This window comes from Pseudomonas putida, from assembly GCF_002906855.1.
Lineage (GTDB): Bacteria > Pseudomonadota > Gammaproteobacteria > Pseudomonadales > Pseudomonadaceae > Aquipseudomonas > Aquipseudomonas putida_N.
Genome location: NZ_MINI01000038.1, coordinates 1,410,762 through 1,431,947, shown reverse-complemented (window position 1 = coordinate 1,431,947; position 21,186 = coordinate 1,410,762). Strand labels below are relative to the sequence as shown.

Below are 21,186 nucleotides of genomic sequence, written 5' to 3'. Positions count from 1 at the left end.
AGAGCCGGGTTTGTTTTTGCCACTTCAGCCAGATGCTCAGAGCATCCCGCGGCCTTTGTTGGCAGCAATACGCATGCGCAGCGCGTTGAGCTTGATGAAGCCGGCAGCATCAGCCTGGTTGTAGGCGCCGCCGTCTTCTTCGAAGGTCGCGATGTTGGCATCGAACAGCGAGTCATCCGACTTGCGGCCAACCACGATGACGTTGCCCTTGTACAGCTTCAGGCGCACGACGCCGTTAACATTTACCTGCGAAGCGTCGATCATCTTCTGCAGCATCAGACGCTCCGGGCTCCACCAGTAGCCGGTGTAGATCAGGCTGGCGTACTTCGGCATCAGCTCGTCTTTGAGGTGAGCGACTTCGCGGTCCAGGGTGATCGACTCGATGGCACGGTGGGCCTTGAGCATGATGGTGCCGCCAGGGGTTTCGTAGCAGCCGCGGGACTTCATGCCCACATAACGGTTCTCGACGATGTCCAGGCGGCCGATACCGTTGGCGCCGCCGATGCGGTTCAGCTCGGCAAGCACGGTGGCCGGAGTCATGTCGACGCCGTCGATGGCGACGATGTCACCATTGCGGTAGGTCAGCTCAATGTAGGTAGCCTGGTCCGGGGCGTTTTCTGGCGAGACGCTCCAGCGCCACATGTCTTCTTCGTGCTCGGTCCAGGTATCTTCCAGGACACCGCCTTCGTAGGAGATGTGCAGCAGATTGGCGTCCATCGAGTACGGCGACTTCTTCTTGCCATGGCGCTCGATCGGGATACCGTGCTTCTCGGCGTAGTCCATCAGCTTCTCGCGGGACAGCAGGTCCCACTCGCGCCATGGAGCGATGACCTTGACACCTGGCTTGAGGGCGTAGGCACCCAGTTCGAAGCGAACCTGGTCGTTACCCTTGCCGGTAGCGCCGTGGGAAATGGCGTCGGCGCCGGTTTCGTTGGCGATTTCGATCAGGCGCTTGGCGATCAGCGGGCGGGCGATGGAGGTACCCAGCAGATACTCGCCTTCGTAGACGGTGTTGGCGCGGAACATCGGGAAGACGAAATCACGCACGAACTCTTCGCGCAGGTCGTCGATGTAGATCTCTTTTACGCCCATCGCCTGAGCTTTGGCGCGAGCCGGCTCGACTTCTTCGCCCTGACCCAGATCAGCGGTGAAGGTCACCACTTCGCAGTTGTAGGTATCCTGCAGCCACTTGAGAATCACCGAAGTATCAAGGCCGCCGGAATACGCCAGTACGACCTTTTTTACGTCCGCCATGCCATCACTCCACGGGGTTGTACGGAAAGGGGTCGATTCTACCGGCGTTGCGGACAAATTTACAGTGGGGCGACAGCTTCTGACGACAAAGCGACAGGAACTGTCAGCAGCGCGACGTGGGTGGCGTGGAAGTACGGTCAGGGTGCCTTCGTTCCCGATGCAGACGGAGCAGCCGTAGCCGGTGCCACCGCGGCAGGCGGGATGGCAGGCGCTACCGGTGCCGGTTGCTGAACCGACTGCACCGCCGGCTTCTCCACCTGAGCCACCCGATCCAGTTCGATGTTTACCCGCCGGTTACGCGCCCGATTGGCCGGGCTGTTGTTCTTCACCAGCGGATAGCGCTCGCCATGGAAGCGCACGACGATTTGCTCTTCGGGCACACCATGGGCCTTGAAGTAATCGGCAACGGCCAAGGCCCGGCGCCGCGAAGTGTCACGATTGGTCAGGCGGTTACCACTGTTATCGGAATGGCCATTGAGTTCGATGTGGTTCACCGTCGGGTCGGCCTTGAGGTAATCGAGGATCACATCCAGCCGCGCACGGGCGTCGGCATCGAGATCGAAGCCACCGCCCGGGAACCCAACCTGGGTCTGGCGCACCTGGTCATAGTTCATCGGCAGCATCTTGCTGGCGCAGGCTTGATAGTCGCCATACGCCTTGGCGAAGCTGACCGGCAACACGCGTACCTCCATTACCCGCCCGCCTTCGCCGGTATAGTTGCGCACCACCGTGCTGCGGCCATCGAGCAGGCCGTTGATCAGGCGACTGGCCTGGCTCTGCGACGAGCTGAACAACACGCCGCTACGGGCCATACGAACAGCGCCGAGATTCACATCGCCGCGACCCGGCTGCCAAGGGGCAGCGGCTGCCAGCAAGGTGGCGGAACCTGCGCCCAGCACATTGCTGTGCGAGCGTAGCTGAAACACCGGCTGCTCACCGGCCTTACGCACGAACTCGCCACTGCCGAAACCGTCGATCGGCTGGATCAGACGACATTCGAACTGGTCACCCTCGACGTTCCAGGCGACATTCTCCATGCGGGTCTGGAAGGTCAGTGCGCCGGCCGGCAGGCTGGCGACGAGGGTCAACAGGGCAAGGTAACGCTGGCGCACGGGCGGCTCCACAAATTCTGACGGCTTACAGGCAGGCTATCGGACGCTTGCCGGAAAACTTGATAGCCGTGCTCGGACCGGGGTTTTCCGGTAGCATTGGGGCCTGAGTTCGACCCGCCTGGAATTCCCAATGTCCGATCGCCTGACCCTCCTGCGTCCCGACGACTGGCACATCCATCTGCGCGATGGTGCCGTCCTGCCCCATACCGTTGGCGATGTGGCGCGTACTTTCGCCCGTGCCATCATCATGCCTAACCTGGTTCCGCCGGTGCGCAATGCCGTCGAAGCTGGCGCCTACCGCGAGCGCATCCTTGCCGCCCGCCCGGCTGGCAGCCGCTTCGAACCGCTGATGGTGCTCTACCTCACCGACCGCACCAGCCCCGAGGACATCCGCGCGGCCAAGGCCAGCGGCATCGTCTACGCCGCCAAGCTGTACCCGGCCGGCGCGACGACCAACTCCGACTCGGGCGTGACCAGCATCGACAACATCTTCCCGGCCATCGAAGCGCTGGCGGAAGTGGGCATGCCATTGCTGGTGCACGGTGAAGTGACCCGCAGCGAGATCGACGTGTTCGACCGCGAGAAGCGCTTCATCGACGAGCACATGCGCCGCCTGGTCGAGCGCTTCCCGACCCTGAAAGTGGTGTTCGAGCACATTACCACGGGCGACGCCGCGCAATTCGTCACCGAAGCCCCGGCCAATGTCGGTGCGACCATCACTGCCCAGCACCTGCTGTACAACCGCAACCACATGCTGGTCGGCGGTATCCGCCCGCACTTCTATTGCCTGCCGATCCTCAAGCGCAACACCCATCAGGTGGCGCTGCTGGACGCGGCCACCAGCGGCAACCCGAAGTTCTTCCTCGGCACCGACTCGGCACCGCACGCCCGTCACGCCAAAGAAGCCGCCTGCGGTTGCGCCGGCTGCTACACCGCATACGCGGCCATCGAGATGTACGCCGAGGCGTTCGAACAGCGCAATGCACTGGACAAGCTCGAAGGCTTCGCCAGCCTGCACGGCCCGGCCTTCTATGGCCTGCCGGCGAACACCGACACCATCACCCTGGTCCGCGAAGAGTGGACCACCCCGGACAGCCTGCCGTTTGGCGAGCAGACCGTGATCCCGCTGCGTGCCGGTGAAAAACTGCGCTGGCGCCTGCTGGAGGACAACGCGTGAGCGAAGACCTCTACGAAGACGACCAGGACGGTCAGGGCGGCAGCGGCTCGCGCCACCCGATGGCCGAGCGTTTCCGCGGCTATCTGCCAGTCGTGGTGGATGTCGAGACCGGCGGCTTCAACAGCGCCACCGACGCCCTGCTGGAAATCGCCGCCGTGACCATCGGCATGGACGAGAAAGGTTTCCTGTTCCCCGAGCACACCTACTTCTTCCGAGTAGAACCGTTCGAAGGGGCCAACATCGAGCCGGCCGCGCTGGAGTTCACCGGCATCAAGCTGGACCACCCGCTGCGCATGGCGGTGAGCGAGGAAAGCGCACTCACCGACATCTTCCGCGGCGTGCGCAAGGCACTGAAGGCCAACGGCTGCAAACGGGCGATCCTGGTCGGCCACAACAGCAGCTTCGACCTTGGTTTCCTCAATGCGGCGGTAACGCGTAACGATATCAAGCGTAACCCGTTCCACCCGTTCTCCAGCTTCGACACCGCGACTCTTGCGGGCCTGGCCTACGGCCAGACCGTGCTGGCGCGGGCCTGCCAGAGCGCCGACATCGACTTCGACGGCCGTGAGGCGCACTCGGCGCGTTACGACACCGAGAAGACCGCCGAGCTGTTCTGCGGCATCGTCAACCGCTGGAAGGAAATGGGCGGCTGGCGCGACTTCAACGACTGAGTCGAAATGCTGGAGCCGCTGTGCGACCCCAGCATCCAGGCACAAAAAAGTTCTGGTGTCAAGTCCTTTGTGCAAATCACGCAGGACTTGAAACCGTATATGGGACAGTAGGTTAGCTCTTTTCTCGGCCACTTTGGCGCGGTGTGGCTTCGTGGGCTAGGAGCCACATAGGAGCGTTGGGAGAGAAAGCCACATCGCACTGTGTCGTGCTGGATTGCCGAGGGACGGCGGGCTTGTCTTGTCATCATAGCCCAGGCGGCTCTTGGCGGCATCCAGAATGAAGAACGCGCAGCCTTGGGCTGCGCGTTCGATGGATGTTGCTGGGCAGGCTTCGAGGGCCATCACGTCGGCTTGGACGGCACGCTCCGCGTCGTGGTGCCCTTCCTGAATCCCCGATCCCCCGCCATGAACGCCTCCAGCATGTGCGGGATCAACTTCTCGGCATCGACGGCCTCGCCATACGCCTGCGCGTGCAGCGCGGCGTAGCGGTCGAGGTCGGCTTTCAAGCTGGCCGGGCAGGCAAAGGTCAGCTTGACGCTCTCGGTCTTGGGCAGCGGCCCTAGCCGCAGTTTCTTCGTGTTCATTGGGAAGCTCCCCGGTTGAAGAACAGCGGCTGGCACGGCCGCAGCACCAGATCCCGGTTCACGATGACGCGAACCGGCAGGCCCGGCCTAATGGTCAGCGTCGGCTGGATGTCCATGTTGCGCCGGGTGATCTCCTGACCCACCTGATTGATGCTGTCCTGGGCGCTGTCGCGCCCCGCGATGACGATGCGGTTGCCGTCCTGGCGGTTCTCTGGCGCGGCCAACTCGGCGCCTACGCCCAGCAGCGTCGTCAGCACGGCGCCCGCGACGATGCGATTCCAATGCCAGTCCACGTCGTCTTCCAGGCCGGCGTAGCCGGCTGGATCGGTGCCGACAAGGTTGTCGAGCGTCAGCGAGGACGTATCGGGCAGGATGACCCGGTTCCACACCACCTGCACGCGGCTCTGCCCGTAGCTGACCTGGCTGTTGTATTTACCCAGGATGCGCGACCCCTGCGGGATCAACAGGAACTTGCCCGTGGCCGAGTCATAGACCGGCTCCGTCACCGTGGCGATCACGTCGCCTGGCAAGTCCGACTTGATGCCCGTCACCAGCGCGCCCGCAATCACCGTTCCGGCCATGACCTGATACGGCGAGGCCGGCATTTTCAGGTTTCCGGAATTGCGGGTTTCCATAGAGCCGCCTTTCAGGAACGCCTCTTTCTGGTCTTGCCGGTTTTGCACAGCTGTCGGATCGGCAGGCTGGGGCGCCGCCGAGGCCGGCCCAGCCGCGAGCGGGTCGAAGGCCGCGAGCGTGTTGGCAGCACCAGGCACACCCGGCGGCGCCACCGTGGCCGTGGCGGCGGCCTGGCCCTGGCCGCCCGAGCGGAAAAACACCGACGAAGCCGCTGCGGCTTCCGCCTCCTTGCGCAAGGCGTCGTTGGGATCGTGGCCGGGGGCCGCGTAAGCGGCCACGGCGGACTGCTGCGAGTTCACGATGGCCGGGCCAAGATCGCCCGGCAGTGGCGGCCCCAGCTCGGGCACCTTCGGCGGCAGCTTCGAGTAGTCGGACGGCAGGCCGTCCAGCCCTTCGGACTTCGAGACGCGATCGACGTTGTAAAGCTCGGTCTGCTCGCCCGCGCCGCGCCGGTGCGGTTGCAATGACCAGATCGTGGCCCCGAGCACGGCGACCGACAGGCCGCCGACGAGGACGGCCAGCGTGCGCCGGTTCAACCGGGTCACGGCACGCGGCTGGGCGCGAAGCGCCACCGCCTCGGGCGCGACCTTGCCTGCCTGCCGCGTGGCGAGGTCGGGGGTATCGTCCTGGCTCATGGTCAGTTCCTCCGTGCCACGCCATCCGTGCGCTCGATCCGCACCACGTCGCCCTTGTCACCGCCCAGGCGCAACTCTGCCGCGCCAAACAGGCGATCCACGATGTAGTACGGCGAACGGAAGCGGTAGTTCACCAGTTGCCCGTCGCCTTCCGGCCCGATCACGAACAGCGGCGGCAGTTCGCCTTGCGCGATGCCGGCGGGGAACTGGATATAGACCTTCTGCCCGTCGTCGAAAGCGCGCAGCGGCTTCCACGACGGATTGCTGCCGCCGATCGCGTAGCGAAAGCGCAGGTTCTCCAGCGACAGGCCGCTATCCACCGGCGCGGCGGCGCTGGCCGCTTGCGCCTGGCGCTGCAAGGCCAGCATCCGGTCGCGCGGGTACTCCCAGGACACCGACGCCATCCACGTCTTTTCCGTGGAAGTCAGTTCCAGCAGGTACGTCCTCCGGCTGGTGATGATGACCAGATTGGTCTTGAGGCCCGAGCGGATCGGCTTGACCAGCACGTTGACGCGCAAGTCGGCACCGCTGCCGCTGGACGTGTCGCCCACGATCCAGCGCACGGTATCGCCGGCGGCCACCGTCACCAGCTCCTCGCCCGGCTGCAAGGCAACCATCGTCACCCGGCCCACGGCCGCATAGACCTGATACAGCGCGCCATCGGTGAAGGGCCACACCTGAATCGCGTTGACGTAGCCCTCGCGCGTGGGCGCGACACGCGCCTCGGCATTGGCGCGTGAAACGCGCACCTTCTCGTCGGCCGGCTCGGGCGTGGGCTTGGCGTCCTCGGCCTCGGGTGCCGGCATCAACTGCGCCGGCATCGGCAGCACCTCGGGCACGGCCACAACCTCCACGGGCGCGGGCGGCTCCGGCATCGGCTGGGCCTGCACCGGCACCGGCTCATCGAGCGAGATGGTCGGCGGCGGCTTGCCTTGCGTGGCGCAGCCCGCCAGGGCAACAAGCATCAACGGCAAAGCGTAAAAGCGGAAAGACAGGTTCATGGTTTTGCTCCTTCGGAAGAATCCAGCTCGCGGCTCCAGGAAAGGCCGTTGACGTAGATGCCCAGCGGGTTCTTGCGCAGGCGTTCTTCGGTGCGCGGCGGCTGGAGCACGATGGACACCACGGCCGTCCACCGTTCCAGGCCCGCCGCAGCGCCGTTGACGTAGCGGCGTTCCGTCCAGCGCACGTTGAAAGACGTGTCGCTGGCACGCACGACGCTGGTGATCTGCACCGTCACCGACTCCTTTCCGATGCGCGCGAACGGGTCGTTGACCCGCGCGTAGTCGTTGAGCACGGCCGCGCCTTTGTCGGTCGTGTAGTCGTAGGCGTCCAGCCAGTTCTGGCGGACGACGATGGGGTCGATGGACAGCGAGCGCACCAGCGTCACGAAGCGCGCGATGTGGTGCGCCGTCTGCGCATCGTTGGGCCGGTGCGGCGTGGCGGCTTCGCCCACGGCGCGCACCTGGCCCGCGTTGTCCACCTCCACGACGTAGGGCGTGACGATGGATTGCGCCGAGCGCCACACCAGTCCGCCGGCCATCAGCAGCGCGAGCGTGAGGCAGCCGAAGGCCATGAATCGCCAGTTCTTGGCCTGGACGCGGGCCGAGCCGATACGGTCGTCCCACACCTGGCCGGCGGTTTGGTACGGCGTGGCAGGCTGCGGCGTGTCGGCGTAGCGCACCTGCGGTTTCTTGAATCGCATGGTCAGTTCTCCTTGTGAATCGCGTCAGTCGTCGGAGCCGCGCAGGCTCGGGCCTTGCCCGGAGCCGCCGCCGTCGCCACCGCGCAGCGCGTGGGCAGCGGTGGTCGCGGCGTGGGTGAGCTGCTGGCGGCGATGCAGCCGCTTGGCCCAAGCGGGCTGCTCGGGCGCCTGTGCAGCGGCAGCGCCTGCCGGCGCTTCGCTGGTGGCGGCCTGGCCGGCTGACGCGCCAGCGTCGCCGTTCCAGCCCGCGCGGAACGGTGCGGCCATGCGCTGCCCGGCAGCGGAAGCGCGGGATGCGGCAGCGCGTCCGGCAGACTGCGCGCCGGTCTTGGCGACGTTGCCCAAGCCCGCCATCGCGCCTTTGGCACCGCCGCCGGCGGCAGCGGAACCCGCCTGGAACGCCGACTTCGCGCTGCCAGCCGCCGACGTGGCGGCACGCGCGCCGCTGCCGGCCAGCTTGGCGGCAGCCGGGGCCATGCGCGCGCCAGCGGCCACCGCGCCGCCCACGCCCGTCGCGGCAGCACCGACAGCCACTGCCGTTCCGGCCGCGCCGACGGCGGCACCGGCCATCGCGCCCGCGCCGAGCTGGGGCGCGCCGGACACAAGGCCCGTGGCGATGCCGGGGCCGAAGATCCCGAGCGCGAGCAAGGTGAGCGAGGCCAGCATGATGACCAGCGCGTGGTCGATGTTCGGCTCGGCGGGGTGGACTTGGAACTGCGCGAACAGGCCCGAGCCGATGCCGACGATCACAGCCAGCACCAGCACTTTGATGCCAGCGGCCACGACGTTGCCCAGCACCTTCTCGGCGAGAAAGCTGGTCTTGTTCCACAGCGCGAACGGCACCAGCACGAACCCGGCGAGCGTGGTCAGCTTGAACTCGATCAGCGTGATGAAAAGCTGGATCGCCAGCACGAAGAAGCACAGCACCACGACCAGCCACGCGAGGAACATCACCACGATGGGATCGAGATTGGCGAACACCTCGGGGAAGCCCGCCATCTCGCCGATCTGCTCCAGAATCGGCGCCCCGGCGTCGATGCCGGTCTTGGCGAGCCGGCCCGGCTGCAAGAAGTTCTCCATCGTGATGGCCGAGCCGGTGGCGGTGATGCCCAGCCCCGCGAACGAGCGGAACACGATGCTGGCCAGCCAGTTGAAGTTGTTGAGGATGTAGGCGAAGGCACCGACGTAGAGCACCTTGCGCAGCAGCTTGGCGATCACGTCATCGCCTTGGCCGGTGGCGTGGCTCATGGCCCAATACAGCCCGGCGATCGTCATGTCGATGACGATCAGCGTGGCCGTGAGGAACGCCACTTCGCCGCGCAGCAGCCCGAAACCCGAGTCGATGTAGGTGGCGAAGGTGTTGAGGAACTGGTCGATGATGGTCACGTCATTCATGGCGTGCCCTCCGGTTCCTCGAAGCTGGGCGGGATCGGCGGCAGGTCGGCCAGCGTCTGGTATTCATCCGGCCCGGCCTCGCCGGAAAAGAAGCGCCGCCGGAAGGCTTCGGCGGCGGCGCGGCAAGCGTCCTCGCCCGTGGCCTGCCGGTCGGCCGCGCATTGCGCGCGCAATGCCTTGAGCCGCACGCGATCGGCGGCCAGGGCATCGGCGAGGTTGTCGGCCGGCTGCTCGCCGCAAGCGGCCAGCAGCACGGCACCAAGGACGAGGACGCATCGCATGGCGGCCTCCTGTCAGTCGCGGTAGAAGTTGACGGACTGCGGCGTGTACGGCGTGCCTTCCCCGAGGAAGCGCCGCCGCACTTCGCGGGCGCGCTCGGTGGCCGCCGCCTGCCGCGCCAGTTCCAGCGAGGCGGCCCGGTCTTGCGTGATCTGGAGCCGCTGCGACTGGATCGACTGCTTGGCCTGCAAGGCGAGCAACTGGTTCATGGCCTGCATCGCCTGCAACGCGCCTTGCGCCGACTGGCTCTTGCCGACCAGATCGGCCAGCACGCTTTCGTCTTCGCCCAGGTTCTGCGACACCTGCGCCTGCATCTGCATGGTGGTCTGCAAGCCGCCCAGCGTGTTCTTCCACCGCTCCTGGGCGTCGCGGTACATCTGGTCGCCGCTGACGGTGGCGGCGTACTGCTCCGGGTACAGGCGGGCAAACTCCCGATCCAGATTCGTCACGTCGTAGGCCAAGCCTCGGGCCTGGGCGATCAGCCGCTCGGTCGTCGCCAGGTTGGCGCGCAACTGGCCGACCACGCTGGATGGAAGGCTGGCGAGGTTGCGCGCCTGGTTCATCAGCATTTGCGCTTCGTTCTGGAGCTGGCGAATCTGGTTGTTGATCTGCTCCAGCGTGCGGATCGCGGTCATCGTGTTCTGCACGAGGTTGGTGGGGTCGATCACGACCCATTGCGCATGGGCAGTGGCGGTGCAAAGCATGGCCGCGATGGCAGCGGCGACAAGGCGCTTCTTCATGGCAGGATCTCCTGTGGTTGGTCAGCGAGGGAATCCGGCGCGAGGCCGGGGAACGAGGGCAGCAGGTCAGCCGCCCAATCGAGGCCGCGATGGCGCAGCCAGGCACCCGCGAAGCCGGGCGTGCCGGCGTCCAGCAGCACGCGGTCTATGTCGCGCTGGTCTTGCGGCGTGGAAGCGCCCGCGAAGGCCAGCGTCGCCGCCCCCAGGTCGAGGTCGAACAGGCGGTTGCCGAGGCGGGATTGGTAGTAGTAGTCGCGCTTGGGTTGCGCGGTGGCGACGATCTCGATCTGGCGCGAGTTCAACCCGAAGCCCTCGTAGATCGTGCGAATCTGCGGCTCGGTCGCCTGCGGGTTCGGCAGGAAGATGCGGCTTGCGCAGCTCTCGATGATTGCGGGCGCGATGCTCGAATCCTTAATGTCCGCGAGCGACTGCGTGGCGAAGATCACCGACACGTTTTTCTTGCGCAGCGTCTTGAGCCACTGGCGGATGCGCGCGGCAAACACCGGGTCATCCAGGAACAGCCACGCTTCATCGAGGATCAGCATCGTGGGCGCACCGTCAAAGCGTTCGTCAAAGCGCGCAAAGAGGTAATGCAGCACGGCCATGACGGCGGCCTTGCTGTGCATCAGCTCCTCCATCTCGAAACCCTGCACGTCCGCCATGCCCAGCCGGTCGTGGTCGGCATCCAGCAGCTTGCCGTGCGCGCCGCCCAGCACATAGGGCGCGAGCGCCTGGCGCAGCGCGTTCGATTGCAGCAGCACCGACAGGCCGGTCATCGTGCGCTGCTCGACGGGCGCACCGGCCAAGCTGCCCAGCGCCGACCAGATGGCGGCTTTCTCGTCCGGGCCGACTGCTACGCCTTCATGCAGCAAACGGCCTTCGATCCATTCGGCGGCCCAGGTGCGGTAGCCTTCGCGGTCAATGCGGGCGAGCGGCTGGAAGGCGATTTCGCCGTCCGTGCCCAAGTCGTAGTGCTCGCCGCCAAGCCCGAGGATCGTGGCGCGCATCGAACGCCCCATATCGAACGCGAAGATGCGCGAGCCGAGGTAGCGGCGGAACTGCATCGCCAGCGTGGCGAGCAGCACTGACTTGCCCATGCCCGTCGGGCCGGCCACCAGCATGTGGCCCACGTCGCCATCGTGCGTGACCAAGCGAAACGGTGTGGCGCCATCGGTGCGCGTCACGATGAGAGGCGGGCCGTCCAGATGCGCGTTGCGCTCGGGGCCGGCCCACACGGCCGACACCGGCATCATGTGCGCCAGGTTCAGCGTCGAGACGATCGGCTGGCGCACGTTGGCATAGGCGTTGCCGGGGAGCGAGGACAGCCACGCATCCACGGCATTGAGCGTTTCGGAGATGGTCACGAAGCCCCGGCCCTGGATGACGCGCTCCACCATGCGCAGCTTCTCGTCGGCTGCGGCCGGGTCGGCATCGAGCACCGTCACCGTGGCGGTGAGGTAGCCGAAGGCGACTTGATCACTGCCCAGCTCCTGCAACGCGGCATCGGCATCGGTCGCCTTGTTCGAGGCATCCGTGTCCACCAGCGGCGACTCCTGTTGGAAGATCGTTTCGCGCAGCAGCGCGATGACGTTCTTGCGCTTGGCGAACCACTGGCGGCGCAGGCGGGCGAGGTCTTTTTCCGCCTCGGATTTGTCCATGCAGAGGAAGCGCGTACTCCAGCGATACGCAAATCCGAGGCGGTTGAGGTCGTCCAGAATCCCCGGCCAGGTCGAGGTCGGAAAGCCCCGCACCGACACCACGCGCAGGTGCCGGTCGCCCAGCATGGGGGCCAGGCCGCCAACCAGCGGCGAGTCGGCCAGCAGCGCGTCGATGTGGAAAGGCACCTCGGGCACACCGACGCGATAGCGTCGCGTCGAGATGGTCGCGTGCAGGTAGGTCAGGGTCTGCGCGTCATCGAGCCAGGCAATTTCCGGCATGACGCCATCGAGCTGGTCAAAGACCCGATCCGTTTCCGCGACGAAGGCTTGCAGCCGCTCGCGCCAGTCCACGCCATTCGTCGGCGTGTTCTCGTAGAGCATCTTGGCGGCACGAGCGCGCGATTCTTCAGGCGGCAGGTACACCAGCGTCAAGTGATAGCCGCTCTCGAAGTGATGGCCGGTGTCCTCGAAGGCCGAGCGGCGTTCTTCGTCCACCAGCCACGACAGCGCCTCCGGAAACTCTGAGTGCGGGTAGTCCGCGGCGGCGCTGCGTTCGGCCTCGATGAACAGCGCCCAGCCCGATCCCAGCCGGCGCAGCGCATTGTTCAAGCGGGCCGACGTGGCGATCAGCTCGCCTTGCGTGGCACTGTCGAGGTCAGGCCCGCGAAACCGGGCCGTGCGCTGGAAACTGCCGTCCTTGTTCAAGACGACACCCGGCGCGACGAGCCCGGCCCACGGCAGCCAATCGGCGAGCAAGGCCGGGCGCTGGCGGTATTCGGCGAGGTTCAGCATGGCGGCGTCCCCTCACACGTCCAGCAGCGGGCGGTGCTTGATGTGCCGGGCGAACACGGCCATGAACTGCGGATCGACGCGCGCACCCCATACCGCCAGCGAATGGCCGACGATCCAGAGCACCACGCCAGGAATCCACAGTTGCAGGCCCAGCCCGACGGCGGCGGCCAGCGTGCCGTTGGCAATCGCCACGGTGCGCGGTGCGCCGCCCAGCAAGATCGGCTCGGTGAGCGAGCGATGCAAAGGCACCTCGAACCCGGCCGCGAAGCTATCCGGGCCGCTCATACGACAGCCCCGCCCGAGAACGAAAAGAACGACAGGAAGAAGCTCGAAGCCGCGAACGCGATGGACAGGCCGAACACGATCTGGATCAGCTTGCGAAAGCCGCCCGACGTGTCGCCGAAGGCGAGCGCGAGGCCCGTGGCAATGATGATGATGACCGCGACGATGCGCGCCACCGGCCCCTGAATCGACTCCAAGATCGACTGCAACGGGCCTTCCCAGGGCATCGAGGAACCAGCGGCCTGCGCGGTGCCGGCCAGGAACAGCAACAGCGCGGCCAGCAGCAGCCCTCGCCCCGCAGGGCGGGCCAGGCAGCGCAGCCGTGCAAGGCGCAAAGCCGGATTTACGGAAACACGGAAAGCAGGAATGGTCATCTGCGTCATAGCAGTTCTCCAGGTTGGTCAGGGGACGAGGAAGTCGCCGCAGCGGGTGCGGCATCAGGGATCGGCGGCAGCTCGGGAAACGGCGTTTCCAGCGCGTCCACCAGTTGGTAGCCCACGCCGTCGAAGCCGACGATGCGGGCGATGTTCTCGATGCGGCGCTTGCGTCCGCGCCCGGCGATCTGGATCACCACGTTGACCGCCTCGGCGATCAGCGCACGCGGCGGATTCACCGCCACTTCGAGAATCAGTTGCTCCAGGCGCAGCAACGCGCCCAGCGCGGAGCCGGCGTGGATCGTGGCGACGCCGCCGGGGTGGCCGGTGCCCCACACCTTGATGAGATCCAGCGCCTCGGCACCGCGTACCTCGCCGACGACGACGCGATCAGGTCGCAGGCGCATGGACGAGCGCACCAGCTCGGTCATGGACACCACGCCGGAGCGCGTGCGCAGCGGAACGTGGTCGCGGGCCGCGCATTGCAGCTCCACCGTGTCTTCGAGCACCAGCACGCGGTCGCCCGTGGCAGCTATCTCGGCCAGCAGCGCGTTCGCCAAGGTCGTCTTGCCGCTGCTGGTGGCCCCCGCGATCAGGACGTTCTGGCGCTCGCGCACGGCGCGCACCAAAAAGCCCGCCTGGGCGGCGGTCATCATTCCGTCCACGACGTACCGCTCCAGCGGGATCACGCCGATGGTGCGCTTGCGCAGCGCGAAGGCCGGCCCCGGCGCGGCTGGCGGCAGGATGCCCTCGAAGCGTTCACCGGTTTCGGGCAGTTCGGCGGACAGCAGCGGCTGGCCGCGATGCACCTCCGCGCCGACGTGGGCCGCGACCAGGCGGATGATTCGCTCGCCATCGGCTTCGGGCAGCTCCACGCCCATAGGCGCGCGGCCCGACGACAGGCGATCCACCCAAAGGGTGCGGTCAGGGTTGAGCATGATTTCCACCACGTCGGGGTCTTCGAGCGCGGTGGCGATCAGCGGCCCCATTGCCGTGCGCAGCATCTGGATGCGCCGGTCGAGCGACGTGGCACTCATGGATTGGGAAACGGCGCTCATGACGCACGCTCCTGCGCATCGGCGGCTGCCGCCGCGTCCTCCATCCGCACCGAATCGGGATGCAATTCCTCCACCACGTCGCGCACCAGGCTGCGCCCACGCATCAGGTGGCGGCCAAGCTGCTCGGTGAACTGCTCGAAACGCGCCTTGCCCAAGGCGCGGGCCGCCTCTTGGTGCGCCTCGGGAACCGGCGTGCTGACGGTCAGGTAGTAGCGGATGAACAGCGCCAGCGTCTCGATGGCGATGCTCTGGTCGCGCTCCATTCGCTCGGCCTGGCGCGAGAGGCGATCAAGGCGCTTGGCGATGGCCGCCTCGCGCTGGTCGGCCGCGTCCGGCGACAGCCAGGACGCCAAGGCAGCGGCGACGATGCTGGACTTGGACACGCCTTTCTTGGCGGCCAGTTCATCGAGCCGCTGGGCGTGCTCGGGCTGGATAAAGAGGTTCAGGCGATAGTGGCTCATAGCTCGATTCCGTCGTTGGGGTCGAGGGACGCCAGCCGGGCCGTGCGCTGCATGGCCGGATCAAGCTGGCGAGGAAGGGGAAGCGGCAGGTCGTCGTCGTCATCGAGCAGGCCGAGGTCGGCCGCGGGCGCGGCCAGCTCGGGGTCGTAGGCGACGGCCTCAGTTAGCTCGGGCTGACGGCGCGGGCCGCCGTCGTCGGCCGACGCCCGGAAGCCTTCGGCGGCATCGGCCGCAGGCGCGGCAGGCACGGCAGGAATCGCCAGGCCACTCCAGTCGTCGGGGCGCAGTGGCGGCGCGTCGGCGTACCGGCCGTCCGCCAGCTCGGGCGGCGGCAGCACGCGCTGCTTGAAATTGGCGTCGGCGTAGTAGCGCAGCTTCCGGGCCTTGATCGGCGCCATGCTGGACACCATCACTACGGCATCGTCCGGCGGAAGCTGCATCACCTCGCCCGGCGTCAGCAGCGGGCGGGCCGTCTCCTGGCGCGACACCATGAGGTGGCCCAGCCACGGCGCGAGCCGGTGGCCCGCGTAGTTGCGTTGCGCGCGCAGCTCGGTCGCAGTGCCCAGCGTCTCGGAAATGCGCTTGGCGGTGCGTTCGTCGTTGGTGGCGAACGTCACCCTGACGTGGCAGTTGTCGAGAATGGAATGGTTCTGTCCATACGCCTTGTCGATCTGGTTGAGTGACTGCGCGATGAGGAAGCTGCGGATGCCGTAGCCCGCCATGAAGGCCAAGGCTGTCTCGAAGAAGTCGAGCCGACCCAGGGCCGGGAACTCGTCGAGCATCAGCAGCAGCTTGTGGCGGCGTTCGATGCCGTCGCTGCCGTCCAGCGATTCGGTGAGGCGTCGCCCGATCTGGTTGAGGATCAGGCGGATGAGCGGTTTGGTGCGCGATATGTCCGAAGGCGGCACCACCAGGTACAGCGACACCGGATGCTCGGCCGCGATCAGGTCGGCGATGCGCCAGTCACAGCGCGAGGTGACTTCGGCCACCGTGGGATCGCGGTACAGGCCGAGGAACGACATGGCGGTGCTTAACACGCCGGAACGCTCGTTGTCCGACTTGTTGAGCACTTCACGCGCCGCCGACGCGACTACCGGATGCGGCCCCTCGCCCAAGTGGGGCGTGGTCATCATTCGATGCAAGGTCAGCTCGAACGGGCTGGCCGGGTCGCTGAGGAAGTTGGCGACGCCGCGCAGCGTCTTGTCTTCGCCCGCGTAGAGCACATGCAGGATCGCGCCGACCAGCAGCGCGTGGCTGGTCTTTTCCCAATGGTTGCGCTTCTCCAGCGCGCCTTCGGGATCGACCAGAATGTCCGCGATGTTCTGCACGTCGCGCACTTCATGCGCGCCGCGCCGCACCTCCAGCAGCGGGTTGTAGGCCGCCGACTTCGCATCCGTGGGGTTGAACAGCAGGCAATGCGAGAAGCGCGAGCGCCAGCCTGCGGTGATCTGCCAGTTCTCGCCCTTGATGTCGTGGATGACGGCGGACGCGGGCCAAGAAAGCAGCGTCGGCACCACCAGGCCGACGCCCTTGCCCGAGCGCGTGGGTGCGAACGTCAGGACATGCTCTGGCCCCTCATGGCGCAGGTACTGGCGGTCGTGCTGGCCGAGGAACACGCCCTCTGGCTGCGTGAGGCCCGCCTTGCGAATGTCATGCGCGTTCGCCCAGCGGGCCGATCCGTAGGTCGTGACAAGGCGTGCCTGCCGCGAGCGCCAGACCGACATGGCAATGGCGACGGCCACGGCGACCATGCCACTGCTGCCAGCGATGGCTCCGCCGGTGTCGAAGATTTCCGGGGTATAGGCGCCGTAAGAAAACCACCACTCAAACAGCTTCCACGGGTGATAGATCGGCGTGCCAAGAAGATCGAACCAGGGCGAGCCAAGGCGTACTTGATAGCCAAGGGCTGCTGCTGTCCATTGTGTGGCACCCCACACTCCGGCGATCACGATGCCGAATACCACGGCGATCTGACCGAACAGCACGTTCGTCCCTTGCATGACCTGGCCTCCGATTTCTCCTGCGCCGATTCCTCATGGAAAAAGCGGCACAAGGACGTGCCGGAGGCGTCAGGATCGGTGCCGCGTCAGTGCCGGTCAAAGACCGTTTTAAGCAGAAAGATCGAGCAAAAAGAAAGAATTAGCGCGGTGGCGAGCCAACGAAAAACGTCGCAAGCGCAGGCGCGTTGCGGCGTGTCGGTCAGGAAATCCAATATTCGTGGCGAAGCGGCCACGATCAAAACTTAGGCGGCTCCTTCGGCGGTGTGTAGGGCGTTTCCCCGTCGCCATAGAACCGCTTGCGCGTGGCCTCGGCCACCCGGTTGCACAACACGTCGCCCAGCTTGGGGCGGTCGGTCTTGCACTGCTGGCGCAGTTCCTTGAGCCGTTCGGGGTTGGCCGCCAGCTCTTCCACTGTCGGGATGTTGGCTGCGGAACCGGCGGACTTCTGTGGCCCATCGGACTGGCCGCAGGCAGTCAACACGGCAACCAGCAAGAATGGGATGATCTTCTTCATGGCGTCAGTTCCTCCGGGTGATCGGGATTACGGCCTCGTATGGGCCTGGGGGTTTCCGGCTGTTCGATGGCCTGTGCGCGCTCAATAAACCGCGCCAACTCGTCGGACGGATCTCCGTCCAGCCGCAACAGATAGGTCGTGAGGGGCGACACGCGCGAAGCTAGCGGCCGGGCCACTACACCCGGCTCACGGCTGGCGGCAATGTGTGCACTGCCTGCTAGGCCGAGCGCAAAACCGGCCGAGACTAGGGCCATCATCAGGTCGGTGGACGAAACCCTCTCTGCAATCAGTGGCTCCACATCCGCACGGCGCAACACCCGTTCAACTTGCTTGGCATGGCCCTCACATGCCTGTGGATCGCACAGAACCAGTGGATAGCGAAGCAACTCATCCAAGGGGATGCGCTTGTGGGCCAGAAGCGGATGCCGAGCTGGCACGGCCACCATCAGCGCATCGCTCCATGCGGGCGTGGCGACGATACCGTCGCCCACTTCGTCGGATTGAGCAAACCCTACGTCATACAGATCGCTATGCAGCCCCTTGATCTGTTGCGATAGGGGCACCTCGAAGAACCGGATTTCGACCTCGGGTTCTTCCTGGCGGCAAAGTACGAGCAACGCAGAAAGGCGCGACGGCGTGATGCCGTCGGACAATGCCACGCGCAACTGGCCATGAAAACCGTTTGCTGCCGCTTTCACGCTATCGCGTGCCTGCTCCAAGGCGGAGAGCACGCGGCGCACGTGCTCCAGAAACAGCTCGCCCGCACGGGTCAGCCGAGTGCTGCGCGTGGTGCGGGCAAACAGCATCACGCCCAGTTCTTCTTCCAGTTCCTTGATGGCCCGTGACAGTGGAGACTGCTCGATGTGCAGCCGCTCGGCAGCGCGGGCGAAATGGAGTTCCTCAGCAACCGCAATGAAGCAGCGCAAGTGACGAAGTTCCATAGTCTTGTCCTTCCATGATCCATGTTGATTCGGGGGACGAGATGCACGCCTGCTGTAGCACCAGTCGAGCTGAGGCCAAATATTGAATAAACAATTATACATGTGTTCATATATTAGTCAAAGAAGCCTGCACCGTGCCGTGGTGATGTTCGATTGTGAGGAGATGAATGGTGCAAGCTGCACGAGGGCCAATGGGCATCGTGGAGGCCGCTTGCCAAAATAGTGCGAGCCCCACCGGGGCTCGCGAGATGCGGAAGGTGCTATGCCTTCAGGGGGAAAGCCCGAATCAGGCTGGGTTGATTTCCAGCGCGCCGCGGTTGATCTGGTCGCGCTCCATCGACTCGAACAAGGCACCGAAGTTACCTTCGCCGAAGCCCTCGCGGTAGTTGCCCTTGCGCTCGATGAACTCGAAGAACACCGGGCCGAGCAGCGGCTCGGAGAAGATCGGCCTCACGCTCACGGCCTACCTGAACGTGCGTCTCGAAAAGCACTCCGACTCGCACAAGCGCAATCCCATGGACGTGTTCCGCGCGTCGGTCCAGAAATGGCCGGAGGTCGTGGAATGCCATGCGCTGACCGGCGACATGGACTATCTGCTGCGGGTGGTCGTCAGGAACATGGCTCACTACTCTCGCTTCGTGCTCGACACGCTGCTCAAGCACCCCAGCGTGCAGGACTGCAAGACAAGCTTCGTGCTGGATCGGGTAAAGAGCACCACGGCCTTGCCCTATGAGCATTCGGCCGATTGGTGTAGCGGGGATGCAAATAGCGCTTGACCTTCCAACCGTGGCAAGGACCAGACTTCAAACACCCCAACCCGAAAGGAGTTTTCCATGCAATTCCATCTCGAAGACATGACCTGCGGCGGCTGCGCCCGCACCGTTACGAAAACGATCCAAACGATCGACCCCAACGCCAAGATCGTCACGGACCCGCCGACCCGCCGTGTCGAGGTCCAGACCTCGGCCTCGCAAGAGCAGATCGCCGCGGCCCTGAGCGAAGCTGGCTTCCCGCCGCGCGCGCAGTAACACCGCGTCGTGGCCGGCCTGCACACAGGACGGCCGATGCGAGCACGTGCGCTGCGCCGTACCTGGCGCGGCGCTCAGTGCATCCCAAGGTAGGCGACCTTGGCCCACATCCACAGGGCCATCGCCACCATCATCAGGTTCTCGGTCAGGGACACGAAGCCCAGCGGCACGTTGCTGTCCCCGCCCACACAGGCGCACTTGAGTTCCCGGCGATCGACATAGACCGCCTTGAAAACCGACACGGCCCCGACGGTCCCGATGAACAGCGCCAACGGAATCGACACCCACATCCCCACGCCCGCGACCATCAGGACGCCTGCGATGGCCTCCGCGAACGGGTAGAAATAGGCATACCGAACCCAGCGCTTGGCCAGCAGGTCGTAGTTGAGGAACATCGTCGCGAAGCCGTCCACGTCCTTGAGCTTCTGCAGCGCCAGGAGACACATGGCAAAGGCCACGAACCACTCTGCCGCCTGAATGCTCCAGAGCTGGCCGAAGGCCGCCCAGCTCGCCGCCAGCGCCATCGCGGCCGCCATGGCGAACAGCGCGATCACAGGGGTGTAGGTCACGGCGTTCTTGTCCTTCACGGACATGCCGAAGAATTTGCGCAGGTCGTCGTAGCCGCCCACGCGCCGCCCGTTTATGAAGACCTGGGGCGTGGTCTCGACGCCATGCTCCTTCTTGAACGCATCCGTCTGCTCGCGGCTCGCCAAGTGTTTGTCCTCGACCTCGTAGCCCTTGCGGTTGAGCAGATCGAGCGACTTCAGCCCGTAGGGGCAGGTATGGCCGGGCATGACCATCCGGTAGAGCGTGGCTTGTTTGGGCGCAGACATGCTGGACTTCTCCTGTGGGACTTTTCATGGGCCGGCCGCAGCGCCGACTATCACGGATTGAAGGACTTTGACGACATTTCCAGCCTAACCGGCGGTGGTGCAAGGGGGTGTAGGCATCTGGCTCCCGGGGCGGTCGTCAGGCTGCAACGCCGTCAGTCCTCCGTCTGCCAGAGCAACCCCGCCGCAGGCCGGCGCGCCCGCGGCGGCACGCTGGGTCCTAGTGGTTCTCCTTGGCATGGTTGATCGTGTACTTCGGGATCTCGACGGTCAGGTCCTCGTTCGCCACGATGGCCTGGCAGCTCAGGCGCGATTGCGCCTCTAGCCCCCAGGCCCGGTCAAGCAGGTCGTCCTCGCACTCCTCGACCTCGTTGAGGGAATCGAATCCCTTGCGCACGATGCAGTGGCAGGTCGTGCAGGCACAGCTCATGTCGCAGGCATGTTCGATCTCGATGCCGTTGTCTAGCAGCGCCTCGCAGATCGAGGTGCCGACCGGCACGTTCAGCTCGGCGCCCTCGGGCGCCAGTTCAGGATGGGGCAAGACGGTGATCTTGGGCATGGTCTCTCCCGGCTGCTCAGTGCGCACGCGGCTTCTTTGCCGCTGCGTTGCCACTTGCACGCCGTGGCACGGCGCCGGTGCGCGCTTCGGGCTCGTCGTCGCTGGTATCGAGTTGCAGCGTGTGCAGGATCGGGCAGTCGGGCCGTTCGTCGCCGGCGCAGCACCGGATCAGCGCCTTGAGCGTCTCGGCCATCTCCAACATGCTCGCGATGCGCCGGTCCAGCTCGGAGATGTGCTGCTGCGCCAGGCGCTTGACGTCGGCACTCCGGCGCGACTTGTCGTTCCACAGTCCCAGCAGGTCCGTGATCTCGGCCACCGAGAAGCCGAGGTCGCGCGCACGCCGGATGAAGTGCAGCCGGTGTACGTCGTCCTGGCTATAGGCGCGGTAGCCCGAATCGTTCCGGTCGGCCGGGGGAATCAAGCCGATCTGCTCGTAGTAGCGGATCATCTTGGCCGAGACCTTCGAGGCCTTGGATGCTTCACCGATGTTCATGGTGTTCCTCC

General features: G+C 65.7%; 25 protein-coding genes and 1 pseudogene. 5 read left to right on the top strand and 21 right to left on the bottom strand.

Annotation, left to right across the window (positions count from 1 at the left end; translation table 11 throughout):
- Positions 1-36: 36 nt before the first annotated feature.
- Together BGP85_RS19265 and BGP85_RS19260 are read right to left on the bottom strand one after the other, a co-directional pair.
- A complete protein-coding gene (locus BGP85_RS19265) occupies positions 37-1,254 on the bottom strand; it encodes an argininosuccinate synthase (protein WP_054885859.1) in 1,218 nt (405 codons plus the stop codon).
- Positions 1,255-1,391: 137 nt separating this feature from the next.
- On the bottom strand, positions 1,392-2,366 hold the full coding sequence (locus BGP85_RS19260; RefSeq protein WP_103449412.1) for a flagellar protein MotY: 975 nt from the start codon (positions 2,364-2,366) through the stop codon (positions 1,392-1,394).
- Between the two features lie 130 nt (positions 2,367-2,496).
- Between BGP85_RS19260 and pyrC the strand changes: the two genes are divergently transcribed.
- Positions 2,497-3,543 carry a dihydroorotase gene (pyrC, locus tag BGP85_RS19255; protein ID WP_103449411.1) on the top strand — a complete coding sequence of 349 codons (1,047 nt, stop codon included), beginning with the start codon at positions 2,497-2,499 and terminating at the stop codon, positions 3,541-3,543.
- A 59-nt stretch (positions 3,544-3,602) separates the two neighbouring features.
- Positions 3,603-4,214 carry a ribonuclease T gene (rnt, locus tag BGP85_RS19250; RefSeq protein WP_371922801.1) on the top strand — a complete coding sequence of 204 codons (612 nt, stop codon included), beginning with the start codon at positions 3,603-3,605 and terminating at the stop codon, positions 4,212-4,214.
- Between the two features lie 341 nt (positions 4,215-4,555).
- Here the strand turns inward: rnt and BGP85_RS19245 are convergent, their stop codons facing one another.
- From BGP85_RS19245 to BGP85_RS19185, 13 genes are read right to left on the bottom strand one after another with little or no spacing between them, the layout of a single operon-like run.
- Positions 4,556-4,798 (bottom strand): DUF2274 domain-containing protein, encoded by a 243-nt coding sequence (locus BGP85_RS19245; RefSeq protein WP_008786880.1) that lies wholly within the window; start codon positions 4,796-4,798, stop codon positions 4,556-4,558.
- Entirely contained in the window at positions 4,795-6,069 is a 1,275-nt protein-coding gene (locus BGP85_RS19240; RefSeq protein ID WP_008786881.1) for a TrbI/VirB10 family protein, read from the bottom strand. The genes BGP85_RS19245 and BGP85_RS19240 overlap by 4 nt, the downstream gene beginning before the upstream one ends.
- Positions 6,070-6,071: 2 nt before the next feature.
- The gene (gene trbG, locus BGP85_RS19235; RefSeq protein ID WP_008786882.1) at positions 6,072-7,070 is read right to left on the bottom strand and encodes a P-type conjugative transfer protein TrbG; all 999 of its coding nucleotides are present in this window, start codon (positions 7,068-7,070) and stop codon (positions 6,072-6,074) included.
- The gene (gene trbF / locus BGP85_RS19230) at positions 7,067-7,771 is read right to left on the bottom strand and encodes a conjugal transfer protein TrbF (protein ID WP_103449409.1); all 705 of its coding nucleotides are present in this window, start codon (positions 7,769-7,771) and stop codon (positions 7,067-7,069) included. Before trbF ends, trbG begins: the two co-directional genes overlap by 4 nt.
- 24 nt (positions 7,772-7,795) lie before the next feature.
- On the bottom strand, positions 7,796-9,166 hold the full coding sequence (gene trbL / locus BGP85_RS19225; RefSeq protein ID WP_021221531.1) for a P-type conjugative transfer protein TrbL: 1,371 nt from the start codon (positions 9,164-9,166) through the stop codon (positions 7,796-7,798).
- On the bottom strand, positions 9,163-9,447 hold the full coding sequence (locus tag BGP85_RS19220; protein ID WP_008786757.1) for a hypothetical protein: 285 nt from the start codon (positions 9,445-9,447) through the stop codon (positions 9,163-9,165). Before BGP85_RS19220 ends, trbL begins: the two co-directional genes overlap by 4 nt.
- Positions 9,448-9,459: 12 nt before the next feature.
- Positions 9,460-10,185, bottom strand: a complete 726-nt coding sequence (gene trbJ / locus BGP85_RS19215; protein ID WP_008786756.1) for a P-type conjugative transfer protein TrbJ — start codon at positions 10,183-10,185, stop codon at positions 9,460-9,462.
- Entirely contained in the window at positions 10,182-12,635 is a 2,454-nt protein-coding gene (gene trbE, locus BGP85_RS19210; RefSeq protein ID WP_008786755.1) for a conjugal transfer protein TrbE, read from the bottom strand. The genes trbJ and trbE overlap by 4 nt, the downstream gene beginning before the upstream one ends.
- 12 nt (positions 12,636-12,647) lie before the next feature.
- The gene (locus BGP85_RS19205) at positions 12,648-12,920 is read right to left on the bottom strand and encodes a VirB3 family type IV secretion system protein (protein WP_008786754.1); all 273 of its coding nucleotides are present in this window, start codon (positions 12,918-12,920) and stop codon (positions 12,648-12,650) included.
- Positions 12,917-13,300 carry a TrbC/VirB2 family protein gene (locus BGP85_RS19200; protein ID WP_008786753.1) on the bottom strand — a complete coding sequence of 128 codons (384 nt, stop codon included), beginning with the start codon at positions 13,298-13,300 and terminating at the stop codon, positions 12,917-12,919. Before BGP85_RS19200 ends, BGP85_RS19205 begins: the two co-directional genes overlap by 4 nt.
- On the bottom strand, positions 13,297-14,349 hold the full coding sequence (gene trbB, locus BGP85_RS19195) for a P-type conjugative transfer ATPase TrbB (protein ID WP_008786752.1): 1,053 nt from the start codon (positions 14,347-14,349) through the stop codon (positions 13,297-13,299). The genes BGP85_RS19200 and trbB overlap by 4 nt, the downstream gene beginning before the upstream one ends.
- A complete protein-coding gene (locus BGP85_RS19190) occupies positions 14,346-14,810 on the bottom strand; it encodes a CopG family transcriptional regulator (protein ID WP_008786751.1) in 465 nt (154 codons plus the stop codon). Before BGP85_RS19190 ends, trbB begins: the two co-directional genes overlap by 4 nt.
- Positions 14,807-16,810 (bottom strand): conjugal transfer protein TraG, encoded by a 2,004-nt coding sequence (locus tag BGP85_RS19185; RefSeq protein ID WP_019396555.1) that lies wholly within the window; start codon positions 16,808-16,810, stop codon positions 14,807-14,809. The genes BGP85_RS19190 and BGP85_RS19185 overlap by 4 nt, the downstream gene beginning before the upstream one ends.
- Here BGP85_RS19185 and BGP85_RS28740 point away from each other — a divergent pair.
- Positions 16,805-17,056, top strand: a complete 252-nt coding sequence (locus BGP85_RS28740; protein WP_124014400.1) for a hypothetical protein — start codon at positions 16,805-16,807, stop codon at positions 17,054-17,056. The two genes, BGP85_RS19185 and BGP85_RS28740, sit on opposite strands and share 6 nt — an antisense overlap.
- Here BGP85_RS28740 and BGP85_RS19180 read toward each other — a convergent pair.
- The 3 genes and pseudogenes from BGP85_RS19180 to BGP85_RS19170 all read right to left on the bottom strand — a co-directional run.
- Positions 17,046-17,324 carry an EexN family lipoprotein gene (locus tag BGP85_RS19180; protein ID WP_008786748.1) on the bottom strand — a complete coding sequence of 93 codons (279 nt, stop codon included), beginning with the start codon at positions 17,322-17,324 and terminating at the stop codon, positions 17,046-17,048. The genes BGP85_RS28740 and BGP85_RS19180 overlap by 11 nt on opposite strands.
- On the bottom strand, positions 17,321-18,265 hold the full coding sequence (locus tag BGP85_RS19175; RefSeq protein WP_008786747.1) for a LysR family transcriptional regulator: 945 nt from the start codon (positions 18,263-18,265) through the stop codon (positions 17,321-17,323). The genes BGP85_RS19180 and BGP85_RS19175 overlap by 4 nt, the downstream gene beginning before the upstream one ends.
- A gap of 286 nt (positions 18,266-18,551) precedes the next feature.
- Positions 18,552-18,710, bottom strand: a pseudogene (locus BGP85_RS19170) (4-hydroxyphenylpyruvate dioxygenase); the annotation flags it as partial.
- Here BGP85_RS19170 and BGP85_RS19165 point away from each other — a divergent pair.
- Together BGP85_RS19165 and BGP85_RS19160 are read left to right on the top strand one after the other, a co-directional pair.
- Positions 18,667-19,041: an Lrp/AsnC family transcriptional regulator gene (locus tag BGP85_RS19165; protein WP_008786746.1), complete on the top strand. Its 375-nt coding sequence runs from the start codon at positions 18,667-18,669 to the stop codon at positions 19,039-19,041. The pseudogene BGP85_RS19170 and the gene BGP85_RS19165 overlap by 44 nt on opposite strands.
- Before the next feature lie 57 nt (positions 19,042-19,098).
- Positions 19,099-19,293: a heavy-metal-associated domain-containing protein gene (locus BGP85_RS19160; RefSeq protein WP_003821167.1), complete on the top strand. Its 195-nt coding sequence runs from the start codon at positions 19,099-19,101 to the stop codon at positions 19,291-19,293.
- A gap of 74 nt (positions 19,294-19,367) precedes the next feature.
- On the opposite strand, the gene BGP85_RS19155 is transcribed toward BGP85_RS19160, so the two are convergent.
- From BGP85_RS19155 to cueR, 3 genes are all read right to left on the bottom strand, one after another.
- Positions 19,368-20,126, bottom strand: coding sequence for a MauE/DoxX family redox-associated membrane protein (locus tag BGP85_RS19155; protein WP_008786745.1), 759 nt, complete (start codon positions 20,124-20,126; stop codon positions 19,368-19,370).
- 217 nt (positions 20,127-20,343) lie between these two features.
- The gene (gene fdx / locus BGP85_RS19150; protein WP_008786744.1) at positions 20,344-20,682 is read right to left on the bottom strand and encodes an ISC system 2Fe-2S type ferredoxin; all 339 of its coding nucleotides are present in this window, start codon (positions 20,680-20,682) and stop codon (positions 20,344-20,346) included.
- A gap of 16 nt (positions 20,683-20,698) precedes the next feature.
- Positions 20,699-21,175, bottom strand: coding sequence for a Cu(I)-responsive transcriptional regulator (cueR, locus tag BGP85_RS19145; RefSeq protein WP_103449408.1), 477 nt, complete (start codon positions 21,173-21,175; stop codon positions 20,699-20,701).
- Positions 21,176-21,186 lie beyond the last annotated feature (11 nt).

What these genes read in the sequence shown, in the direction of transcription:
- BGP85_RS19265 (WP_054885859.1), bottom strand. Translation starts at nt 1,254, where the DNA reads ATGGCGGACGTAAAAAAGGTCGTACTGGCGTATTCCGGCGGCCTTGAT.
- pyrC (WP_103449411.1), top strand. Translation starts at nt 2,497, where the DNA reads ATGTCCGATCGCCTGACCCTCCTGCGTCCCGACGACTGGCACATCCAT.
- rnt (WP_371922801.1), top strand. Translation starts at nt 3,603, where the DNA reads ATGGCCGAGCGTTTCCGCGGCTATCTGCCAGTCGTGGTGGATGTCGAG.
- BGP85_RS19245 (WP_008786880.1), bottom strand. Translation starts at nt 4,798, where the DNA reads ATGAACACGAAGAAACTGCGGCTAGGGCCGCTGCCCAAGACCGAGAGC.
- BGP85_RS19240 (WP_008786881.1), bottom strand. Translation starts at nt 6,069, where the DNA reads ATGAGCCAGGACGATACCCCCGACCTCGCCACGCGGCAGGCAGGCAAG.
- trbG (WP_008786882.1), bottom strand. Translation starts at nt 7,070, where the DNA reads ATGAACCTGTCTTTCCGCTTTTACGCTTTGCCGTTGATGCTTGTTGCC.
- trbF (WP_103449409.1), bottom strand. Translation starts at nt 7,771, where the DNA reads ATGCGATTCAAGAAACCGCAGGTGCGCTACGCCGACACGCCGCAGCCT.
- trbL (WP_021221531.1), bottom strand. Translation starts at nt 9,166, where the DNA reads ATGAATGACGTGACCATCATCGACCAGTTCCTCAACACCTTCGCCACC.
- BGP85_RS19220 (WP_008786757.1), bottom strand. Translation starts at nt 9,447, where the DNA reads ATGCGATGCGTCCTCGTCCTTGGTGCCGTGCTGCTGGCCGCTTGCGGC.
- trbJ (WP_008786756.1), bottom strand. Translation starts at nt 10,185, where the DNA reads ATGAAGAAGCGCCTTGTCGCCGCTGCCATCGCGGCCATGCTTTGCACC.
- trbE (WP_008786755.1), bottom strand. Translation starts at nt 12,635, where the DNA reads ATGCTGAACCTCGCCGAATACCGCCAGCGCCCGGCCTTGCTCGCCGAT.
- BGP85_RS19205 (WP_008786754.1), bottom strand. Translation starts at nt 12,920, where the DNA reads ATGAGCGGCCCGGATAGCTTCGCGGCCGGGTTCGAGGTGCCTTTGCAT.
- BGP85_RS19200 (WP_008786753.1), bottom strand. Translation starts at nt 13,300, where the DNA reads ATGACGCAGATGACCATTCCTGCTTTCCGTGTTTCCGTAAATCCGGCT.
- trbB (WP_008786752.1), bottom strand. Translation starts at nt 14,349, where the DNA reads ATGAGCGCCGTTTCCCAATCCATGAGTGCCACGTCGCTCGACCGGCGC.
- BGP85_RS19190 (WP_008786751.1), bottom strand. Translation starts at nt 14,810, where the DNA reads ATGAGCCACTATCGCCTGAACCTCTTTATCCAGCCCGAGCACGCCCAG.
- BGP85_RS19185 (WP_019396555.1), bottom strand. Translation starts at nt 16,810, where the DNA reads ATGCAAGGGACGAACGTGCTGTTCGGTCAGATCGCCGTGGTATTCGGC.
- BGP85_RS19180 (WP_008786748.1), bottom strand. Translation starts at nt 17,324, where the DNA reads ATGAAGAAGATCATCCCATTCTTGCTGGTTGCCGTGTTGACTGCCTGC.
- BGP85_RS19175 (WP_008786747.1), bottom strand. Translation starts at nt 18,265, where the DNA reads ATGGAACTTCGTCACTTGCGCTGCTTCATTGCGGTTGCTGAGGAACTC.
- BGP85_RS19165 (WP_008786746.1), top strand. Translation starts at nt 18,667, where the DNA reads ATGAACTCGAAGAACACCGGGCCGAGCAGCGGCTCGGAGAAGATCGGC.
- BGP85_RS19160 (WP_003821167.1), top strand. Translation starts at nt 19,099, where the DNA reads ATGCAATTCCATCTCGAAGACATGACCTGCGGCGGCTGCGCCCGCACC.
- BGP85_RS19155 (WP_008786745.1), bottom strand. Translation starts at nt 20,126, where the DNA reads ATGTCTGCGCCCAAACAAGCCACGCTCTACCGGATGGTCATGCCCGGC.
- fdx (WP_008786744.1), bottom strand. Translation starts at nt 20,682, where the DNA reads ATGCCCAAGATCACCGTCTTGCCCCATCCTGAACTGGCGCCCGAGGGC.
- cueR (WP_103449408.1), bottom strand. Translation starts at nt 21,175, where the DNA reads ATGAACATCGGTGAAGCATCCAAGGCCTCGAAGGTCTCGGCCAAGATG.